Origin of the sequence: Nostoc sp. (genome assembly GCF_035638895.1) — a bacterium.
Taxonomy (GTDB): Bacteria; Cyanobacteriota; Cyanobacteriia; order Cyanobacteriales; family Nostocaceae; genus Nostoc.
This window is the reverse complement of record NZ_DASQZC010000512.1, coordinates 1-11,284: the sequence shown is the minus strand read 5'-3', so window position 1 is coordinate 11,284 and position 11,284 is coordinate 1. Positions and strand designations below refer to the sequence as shown.

Below are 11,284 nucleotides of genomic sequence, written 5' to 3'. Positions count from 1 at the left end.
ATGAAATTACTAATTAGCAACGATGACGGCATTTCTGCCTTGGGGATTCGTACCCTAGCTAACTACTTGGCAGAGGCAGGTCATGATGTAAGTGTAGTTTGCCCAGATCGAGAGCGATCGGCAACTGGACACGGGTTAACTTTACACCAACCCATTCGCGCCGAAATTGTTGAAGGGATTTTTCATCCCGCCGTCAAAGCTTGGGCTTGTGATGGTACGCCTTCAGATTGCGTCAAATTAGCACTGTGGGCTTTGTTAGATACTCCCCCGGATTTGGTTCTCTCTGGCATTAATCAAGGTGCGAATTTGGGAACTGAAATCTTGTATTCCGGCACTGTTTCTGCGGCAATGGAAGGTTTAATTGAAGGCATTCCCAGTGTAGCGCTGAGTCTTATTAGTCACACATCTAAAGACTTTCAACCTGCTGCTAAGTTTGCCAAAATTCTCGTAGACCAGTTAGCCCAAAAACCTCTGCCAGATTTAATGTTGCTCAACGTCAATATTCCTGCCCTTAAGTGGGAAGAAATTGCCGGAGTTACTCTCACTCGTCAAGGAGTGCGGCGTTACATTGATGTGTTTGATAAACGAGTTGATCCTCGTGGAAAAACTTACTACTGGTTAACCGGAGAGGTAATTGAAGATATAGAACCCCCAACCGGATTAAATCTGCTTCAAAATGTACCGTTAGACGTGCATGTTGTACGTAAAAACTACATCAGTATAACTCCGTTACAATACAATCTTACTTACGCAGATGGGCTAAATAAATTGTCTGAGTGGGAATTCAATTTTCCGTGAATCATTTGATTTATCAGGATAAAACTAGAATTATTTAAATGCATCACAGAAAAATTTAGGCTATAACGTAGGGGCACTCTTGAAATAACCGATACACATCCACCCGAAAAACTGGAAAATTCTACTTGAGAGTCTCTCATTCACATTTACACAATCAGCCAGAAACAGGGTATGCTATTTTACCAAGAAATCCTTCCCATAGCAGAATTGGTGAGACAGCATAAACTTAGACAAAATAAGTAGCAATTTTTTCACTTATCGCCCGCTCAGTCCAGCAAGCAATACCCATGTCTAGGATAGAGAACCAATTTACCGTACAATTTTGGGGCGTTCGCGGCAGCATCCCCAGCCCAGGGCCAAACACCGTTCGTTACGGCGGTAATACCCCTTGCATCTCAATGCAAGCGGGCGATAAACGCTTAATTTTCGATGCAGGCACGGGACTACATGTTTTGGGGCAATCTTTGTTGCGCCAAATGCCGTTAGAAGCTCATATATTTTTTACCCACTCTCACTGGGATCACATGCAGGGTTTTCCCTTCTTTACCCCAGGATTTGTGAAGGGAAATGACTTTCATATCTACGGCGCGATCGCACCTGATGGTTCTACCATAGAACAGCGCCTCAATGACCAGATGTTGCACCCGAACTTTCCTGTACCCTTGCAAATTATGCAAGCTAATTTAAGTTTCTACGACATTCGACCGGGGCAACCAATCCACATTGATGACCTTACCGTAGAAACAGCACCTTTAAACCATCCAGGTGAAGCTATAGGATACCGGGTCAACTGGCGTGGTGGTGCTGCTGCTTATATCACTGATACCGAACATTTTCCTGACCGACTCGATGATAATGTGCTGTGGCTAGCTCGTAATGCTGACATTCTGATTTACGATTCCACTTACACAGACGAAGAATATCATTCCCCAAAATCTCCCAAAATTGGCTGGGGACATTCTACCTGGCAAGAAGCGGTGAAAGTGGCACAAGCTGCTAACGTCAAAACTCTGGTGATTTACCACCACGACCCCGCACACGATGACGACTTTTTGGATTGTGTAGGGAAACAAGCAGCTGCAAAATTTCCTGGGGCTATCATGGCACGGGAAGGATTGGTACTTCAGATTCCCACCTCAGTTGTCTTATCAGAATCTTTTCCTGTTAGTAAGTTTTCTACTTAAAGATTGCGATCGGAGGAATTGGAGATTTTAGATTAGATTGGTGATCAGAAGCTTTCAGCGCGAGAGCGTACCTGTTGGCTGTACGGTGAGACAGCGCTGCCTAAAGTTGTCACGCCAACCATAGGATAAGGGCGACAACAGGAGGACATACCTTATAGCACCAACACAGCCCAGATACTCACAGACACCCTAAAATTGCGGCTAATCGGAGGGTAAAACCTTCGTTGCAGTCTCAACAACGAACTAGAGCCTTTTCAGCTCCGGTATTTGGGTTATCTGGACTTAGTAATTAGCTGTCAAGCTAATAGCACAAGATACCATTTTGGGCAACTTCCCGTGGGTTAAGCTTTTGGCTGATAGCTTAAAGGGTTAGCATCAACACCCTGGCTGATCGCACAAGACCTCATGGGCAGTTAGTGAATGTCCTCCTCAAGGCGGTTTACCATAAGGTAGCTTCCTGCTGATAGCTAAAATAAACCTAAAATCTCAGAATCCAAGTGCTAAATTTGTCTAAAAATGGGTGTTCTGTGTGGGTTGCTCCTTCGAGCGAAGGGCTGCTAACGCCGACTGCTGTTGCCCTTGGCAAGTTTGATGGCGTTCATCTTGGTCATCAAAGGGTAATTCAACCAGTCTTGCACGCTGGTGGTCACTTATCAGTAGCTAGTAGTCCGCAGTCAAAGGAAAATCAACAACTAGCAAATCAAGAATATATTTACTCAACAGTTGTTACCTTTGACCCCCATCCACAGGAATTTTTTACGGGGCAACCCCGGACTTTGTTAACGCCACTGGATGAAAAAGTCCAACAATTGCGATCGCTTGGGGTAGAACAACTGGTATTACTACCCTTTAACAAAGAATTATCTGCTTTGACTCCCGAAGAATTCGTCCAAAAAATTCTTGTGCAACAACTGCGATGCCAGCAAATTAGCATCGGGCAGGATTTTTGTTTTGGCGAAAAGCGCAGTGGTACTGCTAAAGATTTGCAATTAATTGCCGCCAAACACAATATCCCCGTTACCATCGTTCCCTTACAAACTTATACGGGTAACTCGCCCACCCAAAGCAGTTGTGACAGTACTAATCCGACTCAGGATGCCCGCATTAGCACTTCATTAATTCGCCAAACCCTTGAGCAAGGTGACATCGAAAATGCAAATATACTACTAGGACGCCCCTACACTCTCCTTGGTGTTGTCGTTCAAGGTCAACAATTGGGCAGAACAATTGGCTTTCCCACCGCCAACCTCCAAGTACCAAAAGAAAAGTTTTTGCCCCGCCAAGGAGTCTATGCTGTCCGTGTTTTCATTCTCAATGAAACATCAGATGTCGCTCCTAATGAAACCTTGGGCGTAATGAACATCGGTAATCGCCCAACTGTAAATGGTACTTATTCATCTGCGGAAGTACATCTGTTCAATTGGTCTGGTGATTTGTATGGCAAAAAGCTGGCTGTGGAACTAGTGAAATTTTTGCGCCCTGAACAAAAATTTGCTTCTCTAGAAGCCCTGAAAACACAAATTCAACTTGACTGTGTTGTTGCTAAAGAAATTTTGAATGCTAAAGCGCAAAGTTAAAAGTTAGGAGTTAGGAGTTAGGAGTTCTGAGTGGGAACAATGTATTTAGGGAAATTGGGCATGGGAAAGAGGCAGAGAGGCAGGGTGCGGGGGGCAGAGGGGAAAACTCTTCTCTCTTGCTCCCTCCTCCCTTTTTCTTCCCCAGTCCCCATTCCCCACTCCCTACTCCCTACTCCCCACTCCCCGCACCGCATGAGAGAAAAAATTGACGCTTTAACGCAAAATCTGGCTCTTACCATTGTTGGCAAAGCTGAGGCAATACGCTTAGTGCTAGTAGCCTTGCTAGGTGGTGGTCATGCCCTGCTAGAAGATGTCCCTGGTGTTGGTAAAACCCTACTCGCTAAATCTCTAGCTCGTTCACTGGATGGTAAGTTTCAACGGCTACAATGTACCCCTGATTTACTGCCAACTGATATTACTGGCACTAACATCTGGAACCCAAAAAGCGGCGAATTTACTTATCTTCCTGGGCCAATTTTTACCAATATCCTCCTAGCTGATGAAATTAACCGCGCTACACCCCGCACTCAGTCAGCTTTACTGGAAGTCATGGAAGAACATCAGGTAACAGTCGATGGTGTCTCTCGTGCAGTTCCTCAGCCCTTTTTCGTCATTGCCACTCAAAACCCTATTGAGTATCAAGGTACTTTTCCACTACCGGAAGCGCAAATGGATCGATTCATGTTGTCGCTGAGTTTGGGCTATCCTTCCGAAGCAGAAGAACTCCTTATGCTGCAAAATCTCCAAAATGGTGTGAAAGTTGCTGATTTGCAGCCTTGTATTACCTTGGCAGAAGTACAGGAATTGCGTTACCTCTGCTCTCAAGTAAAAGTAGCACCCTCCTTGCAACAGTACATCCTCGAATTGGTACGAGTAACGCGGCAAGATGAGGAAATAGCCCTTGGTGTTAGTCCGCGTGGCACATTAGCATTACAACGGGCTACCCAAGCGCTAGCTTTTCTATTAGGGCGTGATTATGCCATTCCCGACGATGTGAAATTTCTCGTCCCTCATGTTCTTTGCCATCGCCTGATTCCTAGAGGTGGACGGAATGCAAGAACTGTTGTTGAGCGATTATTGCGATCGGTTTCTATTCCTTAAAGATAACTGTTGCTGAAAAGCTTTACCTAATTAGTGAGATATGGGACAGGATTGATGCAGAGTGATAATGCGGTTTCAATTCGATTTTCCGATGAGTTTGAGCAGAAACTTTACAGATTATCAAAGAGATTTCGCAATATTCGCTCTGATGTTCAACCGATTATTGAGCAATTACAACAAAGAAATTTGTAGGCGATGCCTACGGCGGGCTACGCCTACGCATCCCTGGCATTGGTGAAGAGTATATTGTTTACAAGGTGAGAGTTCGCAACAGTAGTATCCAAAAAGGTAAGGGTGCTGGATACCGATTGATTTATCAAGTTTAATCACGTACAAGTATTTTGCTACTAACGATTTATTCCAAATCTGACCGAGAAGATATTGGTGCAAATGAAATCTGAGATATTATGGCTGATTTTTCTAGTGAGTCAGGTTAAAACTGCTAAAAGATTTTTCTTTGCAATGTTGAGAGATGCACAGACACAGAAGTGCTTGCCAATAGGCATTGCTATATTACTATTGACAACGCTGGGTAAGTCCTATGATTAGCACAAGCGCCACTTCTGAATATCTAGGAATGTGAGGAATGTCAATTTTTGTTAAGCGCAAAATCCGCGATGCCTACGGCGGGCTACGCCAACGCCTTGTACTACAGCAAAGCGCCGAACGCCAATTCAAACGCCAATTTTTCGGTTTACTTCTGGTAATTGTAACCTGGAGCCTAGCTATGGGTTGGCTTTTAGCCTTGGCAACTAATGCCCATGCTACTCCTACCGCCGAAATTGGCACTGTTGATGTAGTGCCTGCACAGTATCAATTAGGACAAGAACTGTATTTGGAAAACTGCTCTACATGCCACATTGGCTTACCACCAGCCGTTTTACCCACCCAAACTTGGAAAAATCTCCTGCAAGATTCGCAGCACTACGGCGCACAACTAAAGCCTTTAGTCGATCCGCCACGCATCTTGGTATGGAAATATCTTTCGACTTTCTCTCGTGTTAAGCGAGATGACGAAGAAACACCATATCGCCTTAATGACTCACGTTATTTCAAAGCTTTGCATCCAGGAGTTAAATTACCACGTCCCGTCCAGCTTGGCAGCTGTGTCAGTTGTCATCAAGGCGCTAGCGATTACAATTTCCGCCGCCTAACAGCAGAATGGAAATGAGGAGTTAGGAGTTGAAAAATTTATAACTCATAACTCATAACTCTATTCCCCCACTCCTTCTCTGGCCCCATCTGGGGGCAAAATGATACTATGAAGAAAGACTAAATAATCAGATAAGAGTTAAAACCAATCATTTAGTAAACTGATTGCCCCGTTTTTCTCCTGTTTTTGAGTTAATTCTCATTTGACACCCATCCACAACCAAGAAGGTTGAGTTGGGTTAAATGTTTATAATCAATGCCAAACTTTTAATCCCCATCCCCCTTGATTGAGTTCTATAATCTGCCATGCTAAAACTTTTGTTGGGCGACCCCAACGCTCGCAAGCTTAAAAAATACCAACCTTCTGTTACTGAAATTAACCTTCTAGAGGAAGAAATTAAGGTTCTTTCCGACGAGGAGTTAAAAGGTAAAACCGTCGAATTTAAACAACGGTTTGCCAAAGGCGAAACTCTAGATGACCTATTGCCCGAAGCTTACGCCGTTGTCCGGGAAGCAGGACGGCGAGTCTTGGGCTTGCGGCACTTTGATGTCCAAATGCTTGGCGGTATCATTTTGCATGTAGGGCAAATTGCCGAAATGAAAACCGGTGAGGGTAAAACGCTTGTAGCAACCTTACCGAGTTATTTAAATGGCCTTACTGGTAAAGGTGTACACGTCGTCACTGTGAACGATTACCTGGCTCGTCGAGATGCTGAATGGATGGGACAGGTGCATCGCTTCTTGGGGCTGAGTGTGGGGCTAATCCAGTCAACCATGACTCCCAGTGAACGCCAGAAAAACTATGATTGCGATATTACCTATGTTACCAACAGCGAGGTAGGATTTGACTACCTGCGGGATAACATGGCGACATCAATGGCAGATGTGGTGCAACGCCCGTTTAATTATTGCGTGATTGACGAGGTAGACTCGATTTTAATTGATGAGGCGCGGACACCGCTAATTATTTCTGGGCAGGTGGAAAGACCTACGGAAAAGTATCTGCAAGCAGCTGAAATCGCATTCACACTCAAAAAAGACGAGCATTATGATGTGGATGAAAAAGCTCGTAACGTGCTTTTGACAGATGAAGGCTTTGCAGAATCCGAAAATCTTTTGGGAGTCACAGATTTATTTGACCCTGAAGATCCTTGGGCGCACTTTGTTTTCAATGCGATTAAAGCCAAAGAACTTTTTCTCAAGGATGTAAATTACATCGTTCGTAATGGCGAAGTGGTAATTGTGGATGAATTTACCGGTCGGGTGTTACCCGGACGGCGCTGGAGTGATGGATTACACCAGGCTATTGAAGCCAAAGAACACGTAGATATTCAGCCAGAAACTCAAACTCTAGCGACAATTACTTATCAAAATCTGTTCTTGCTGTATCCAAAACTGGGTGGAATGACCGGAACGGCAAAAACGGAAGAACCGGAATTTGAAAAAATTTACAAATTGGAAGTTGCTGTAATTCCTACCAACCGCGATCGCAGACGCGAAGATTTGTCTGATATGGTCTTTAAGACAGAACCAGGCAAGTGGGGTGCGATCGCTGGAGAATGTGCCGAAATGCACGAACTCGGCAGGCCTGTGTTAGTAGGAACAACTAGTGTAGAAAAGTCCGAACTTCTGAGTCGGCTGCTAAAGGATCTGAAGATTCCCCACGAATTACTTAACGCCCGACCCGAAAACGTTGAGCGTGAGGCGGAAATCGTCGCCCAAGCTGGACGAAAAGGTGCTGTTACCATTGCTACCAACATGGCTGGTAGAGGTACAGATATCATCTTGGGTGGTAACTCCGAATATATGGCACGTCTGAAGTTGCGGGAATACTTCATGCCCCGGATCGTCATGCCAGAGTCAGAAGATAGCTTTGGCGTTCAAAGAGCAGCAGGATTGCCTACAGGACACGGTGGTGGTCAAGGCTTTGTCCCTGGTAAAAAAGTCAAAACTTGGCGGGCTTCACCAGAAATTTTCCCTACCCAGTTGACAAAAGAAACAGAAAAACTACTCAAAGATGCAGTAGAAATTGCGGTGCGTGAATATGGCGATCGCAGTTTATCGGAATTGGAAGCTGAAGACAAGGTAGCTGTAGCCGCAGAAAAAGCTCCCATTGATGACCCTGTGATTCTGAAATTGCGGGAAGCTTACAACCGCGTTAAGCAGGAATACGAACAATTTACTACCCGCGAACATGATGAAGTAGTGGGAATCGGTGGTTTGCACGTAATTGGTACAGAACGCCACGAATCACGGCGAATTGATAACCAGTTGCGCGGACGTGCAGGAAGACAAGGCGACCCTGGAACCACGAGATTTTTCCTCAGTTTAGAAGATAACCTACTGCGGATTTTTGGTGGCGATCGCGTCGCTGGGTTAATGAATGCTTTCCAAGTGGAAGAAGATATGCCCATCGAATCTGGGATGCTTACCCGCAGTTTGGAAGGCGCCCAGAAAAAAGTTGAAACCTACTACTATGACATTCGTAAGCAGGTATTTGAGTATGACGAGGTGATGAATAATCAGCGTCGTGCTATTTACGCTGAACGCCGTCGGGTGTTAGAAGGTCAAGATTTGAAAGAACAGGTGATTAAGTACGCTGAAAAAACGATGGATGACATCGTTGATTACTACATCAACATAGATTTGCCGTCGGAAGAGTGGGAGTTAGAAAAGCTGGTTGAGAAAGTTAAAGAATTCGTCTATCTACTAGCGGATTTGCAACCAAATCAATTAGAGGATATGTCAGTCAGCGAGATTAAAGCCTTCCTCCACGAACAGGTGCGAATTGCTTACGACCTCAAAGAAGCGCAAATTGACCAAGTTCAACCCGGATTGATGCGCCAAGCTGAACGCTTCTTTATCTTGCAACGCATTGATACTCTATGGCGGGAACACTTGCAACAAATGGATGCTTTGCGCGAATCAGTAGGATTACGTGGTTATGGGCAAAAAGACCCACTGATTGAGTATAAGAGCGAGGGTTACGAATTGTTCTTGGATATGATGATTAACATTCGCCGAGACGTTGTGTACTCGTTGTTCATGTTCCAGCCGCAGCCTCAGCAGATGGTGCAACCTTCGTCTGAGATGGTGTAAGTAGAGAATATCTCATGCAGAGACGCAGAGGCGCAGAGGCGTTTTTGCGTCTTTGTATTTTAAGGCATCTCTCAAAAATATTTTGTTTTCAGGAGTTTGCTGAAATGGGTAAGCTGGTACTACCAAATCTTCAGGGTAAGCAAATATTGAATTATTACACGATTGGATATCCAAGCCCATAGATGGTTTTGAGCATAAGTGGAATGATTGTGGTTGGCACTACAATATCTTTGATAAACAAGTTGGTCAAAAAGAATTTCGAGATAAGATAAATGAGATTATTTCCGAATATAAAGATGGCTATGAACTTTCTGTAATCGGTGAAATCTTAGAACTAGGAGAACAGGGACTAGAGACACTTTTTGAAGCAAATAAACCCACGGATGATCCAGAAAATGTTGAAAAAAGAATAGAAGCAGCGATTATTAAATTTAGGCGCTATCGTTCATCCCTCAATGATAGACATGATGCTATCAGAGACTTAGTAGATGTATTAGAATTCCTCAGAACCAGAATTAAGAAGGTAATCAATACTCAGGATGAGAGCGATTTGTTCAATATTGCTAACAACTTTGGTATCCGTCATCATAACGAAAAACAGAAAACAGATTTTGATCAAGCTATTTGGTACAGTTGGATGTTTTATTACTATTTAGCAACTATTCATGCTTGTCTAAGGCTAATAAACAAAGCTGATGCTGACAAAAGCAGTAATTTTGATTATTTCTAACACCATAATGACAAATTTTAATATTTACTTTGGATTTACACACCTCTCTAAAAGTTTGTTTGTCTCTCCTAACAAATTATAACTAATAATACGTGCCGTTATCGCTCCATCCAAATTATCATAAAAATATGAAGAATGAGCATCTTCAGCAGCAATAACCATTGCCATATCTGATTGACCAATATTTCTTAATGTTAGTTCAGTTCTGTTAGCATATTGCCAGACATATTGATCATAAAAGAGTAAATCAGAACTTATTTCATTTTCTATAGCGGCTTTTAAAGGATAAGCAACTAAATCAGATGAATGGATAATATTTATCCATCTGAGTTTATAATCATTACCAGAATTTTTAGTAATAGATTGTTCCATAACAGAATTAACAATAGAAAAATCAATATCTAGCATCTCTTTAATAAACAATAAAGGAGAGCCTAACGTAGTAATGCTGACTAAATCTAGTTTTTTAAATTTATCTCGAAACACTAAAACTGAGTCATCATTAGAAATAATATCTGAAAAGAGAATATCCCACAAAATCAAACTCCCCAAAGAATGGGCAATGAAATGAATTTGAGTTCCTTTAGGGTTATCTTGGATAAATTGGTTAAATTCCTCAAATATTCGTTTACGAATAATTTTACCACGTTTAGGATTTTGATAAATCAAGAAATCTCCTAAAAAGTTACTAATTAATTCCTTTCTTCTTGACCTATACCTGTAGATATCATTATGAGAATAATTATATTCTGGATGTTGCTGGCAAGCTCTTGAATAATCTTTATCTATATAATCAATAAGTTGATGTTTCTTGTGGTTAAATAAATTTCCCCAATAACTTGAATAAAAATATGTTGAAGTTTCAAATTTTGTTTTATGAAGTTCTTTTTTGATATTTTTGATAAGTGCATCTGCATAAGTGGACTTTTTTGTACTGACACCGTGAATAAAGAAGACGAGCATATTAAAGTTAGCTTATGGGAGAATATTCAACCATAATACTGTAAGTTTATTTTTACAAGATGTGGAACACTCTATTATCTGAGTGTATTGTAAGCGCTCGCTTATACTTGGCGTAGTTTTGGGATTGTCTGTGGTGCGATCGCAGAGTTAGCTATTTTACTTTAATAACTAGGCAACCAGAGGCAAGCTAGCCTATAAAGTAGCTGATATAATTTTAATAGCAGTCAAGAGGTCTGACTTTTTCAGATCGCGGAAGCTAGGTCTTCCCTTGACTGATTTTTATTGTCTAAAAATATAGAACAGCCATGTATTTGCTGTATGCAGATGAGTCTGGCACAACGCACGACTCAAACCAACAATATTTTGTACTGGCTGGATTTTGTGTATTTGAAGCCCTGATCGTGGAGAAGTTTGGCTTGTCGATCTTGGCTACACAGCAAAAGTTAAACCATGCTTAATTATTAGTATTCCTGCCCTAGAGGAAGATCGAGCATTAGCAAAAGCTGTGCTTTGTCTCCACTCCCCAAAGCATCGGGGAGGGGTTCTTTGATTATGGGTAATTTGGCGAACATCATATCAAGTAGTTTCTGAGGATGCTTCTGAGCAAGATTTTGTAGGAGCGCCTAAGTCATCTAAAGTATTCATTAATGAGTCATTCTGTAGCATGGGGTATATGCTTT

8 protein-coding genes and 1 pseudogene are annotated in these 11,284 nt (G+C 42.5%); 8 read left to right on the top strand and 1 reads right to left on the bottom strand.

All coding sequences use genetic code 11. The features are described 5' to 3' along the window. The 7 genes and pseudogenes from surE to secA all read left to right on the top strand — a co-directional run. On the top strand, positions 1–798 hold a 798-nt coding region (gene surE, locus VE944_RS25650; RefSeq protein ID WP_324983780.1), incomplete at its 5' end, for a 5'/3'-nucleotidase SurE. 287 nt (positions 799–1,085) lie between these two features. Then, positions 1,086–1,982, top strand: a complete 897-nt coding sequence (locus VE944_RS25645; protein ID WP_324983777.1) for an MBL fold metallo-hydrolase — start codon at positions 1,086–1,088, stop codon at positions 1,980–1,982. A gap of 497 nt (positions 1,983–2,479) precedes the next feature. Continuing rightward, positions 2,480–3,559: a bifunctional riboflavin kinase/FAD synthetase gene (locus tag VE944_RS25640; RefSeq protein WP_324983774.1), complete on the top strand. Its 1,080-nt coding sequence runs from the start codon at positions 2,480–2,482 to the stop codon at positions 3,557–3,559. Positions 3,560–3,751: 192 nt separating this feature from the next. Further along, positions 3,752–4,660 (top strand): AAA family ATPase, encoded by a 909-nt coding sequence (locus tag VE944_RS25635; protein ID WP_324983771.1) that lies wholly within the window; start codon positions 3,752–3,754, stop codon positions 4,658–4,660. A gap of 54 nt (positions 4,661–4,714) precedes the next feature. Beyond that, positions 4,715–5,061, top strand: a pseudogene (locus VE944_RS34215) (type II toxin-antitoxin system RelE/ParE family toxin). Positions 5,062–5,246: 185 nt separating this feature from the next. Beyond that, positions 5,247–5,831 carry a cytochrome C gene (locus tag VE944_RS25630; protein WP_324983768.1) on the top strand — a complete coding sequence of 195 codons (585 nt, stop codon included), beginning with the start codon at positions 5,247–5,249 and terminating at the stop codon, positions 5,829–5,831. 287 nt (positions 5,832–6,118) lie between these two features. Next, a complete protein-coding gene (secA, locus tag VE944_RS25625; RefSeq protein WP_324983765.1) occupies positions 6,119–8,911 on the top strand; it encodes a preprotein translocase subunit SecA in 2,793 nt (930 codons plus the stop codon). A gap of 754 nt (positions 8,912–9,665) precedes the next feature. On the opposite strand, the gene VE944_RS25620 is transcribed toward secA, so the two are convergent. After that, on the bottom strand, positions 9,666–10,604 hold the full coding sequence (locus VE944_RS25620; RefSeq protein ID WP_324983762.1) for an alpha/beta hydrolase: 939 nt from the start codon (positions 10,602–10,604) through the stop codon (positions 9,666–9,668). Between the two features lie 305 nt (positions 10,605–10,909). Here VE944_RS25620 and VE944_RS34210 point away from each other — a divergent pair, with 305 nt between their 5' ends. Further along, a complete protein-coding gene (locus tag VE944_RS34210; RefSeq protein ID WP_414690163.1) occupies positions 10,910–11,062 on the top strand; it encodes a DUF3800 domain-containing protein in 153 nt (50 codons plus the stop codon). Positions 11,063–11,284 lie beyond the last annotated feature (222 nt).